Raw genomic sequence first — 853 nt, forward strand, 5'->3', positions numbered from 1 at the left:
GGGGCGCGTCGCGCAATGCGGCACACGGGGCCGGGCGGGTGCGTGCGGAAATTTTCGATGTGCCGGTGGTTGCAGCCGGGGCGCGGGCCTTGTGCGGCGCCTGCGCCGCTGCCTGGCGGGCGCGTTTACGAAAGCCCGGCGAACTCTTGGCGAGAGTTTGGCGATAGTTTGGAATGCCGGGCGCGTAACGGGAGTGTGCCCATTACCCCAAGCGCGCCATGATGGCAAGAACTAGATGCGAAGTGGCGCGGGGTGGCGCGGCCAGATGCCGAGTGGCGCGGTGCGCCACGCAACGCCTCGCAGCGGGAAGGATGGCATTCCGGCACCATGCGTTGCACCGTTGGTCGAGTGCGGCTACATTGGCCGCCAAGGTGGCGTGGCATCGTTAGCCCGGCATGCCGTGTCGGCCCGCGCACCGCATTCCCTCCGCTCCCCGTTCGCAAGCCCGCAGGAGGCGCATCCGTGAAGCAGCTGCTTTCCACCCGCGAGGTGGCCAAGGTGCTCGGCGTCAACGAAAAGATGGTCTACAGCCTGATCACCGAAAAAGGCCTGCCTGCCACCAAGGTGACCGGCAAGTGGCTGTTCCCCGCGCATCTGGTGGAACAGTGGCTGGAAAACAACACCGTGAACCACCCGGAGCGCGCGGGCGGCACGGTGCAGCCGGGCGGCGGCGTGCTGGTGCTGGCGGGCAGCAACGACCTGCTGCTGGACAAGGCCATGGGCCTGTTCGCGGACCTGAACCCCGGCCACATCGCGGCCTTTGCCAACCTGGGCAGCCTGGGCGGCCTGCGGGCCATGCGCGAGGGGCTGTGCCACATGGCGGCCAGCCACCTGATGGAGGGCGGCCCCGGCC

At 68.8% G+C, this 853-nt stretch carries 1 protein-coding gene; it reads left to right on the forward strand.

The features are described from left to right. Window positions 1-462 precede the first annotated feature (462 nt). On the forward strand, window positions 463-853 hold a 391-nt coding region (locus tag FVW27_RS17580; protein ID WP_167127691.1), incomplete at its 3' end, for a helix-turn-helix domain-containing protein.

It is taken from the genome of Nitratidesulfovibrio liaohensis, assembly GCF_011682075.1.
Taxonomy (GTDB): domain Bacteria; phylum Desulfobacterota; class Desulfovibrionia; order Desulfovibrionales; family Desulfovibrionaceae; genus Cupidesulfovibrio; species Cupidesulfovibrio liaohensis.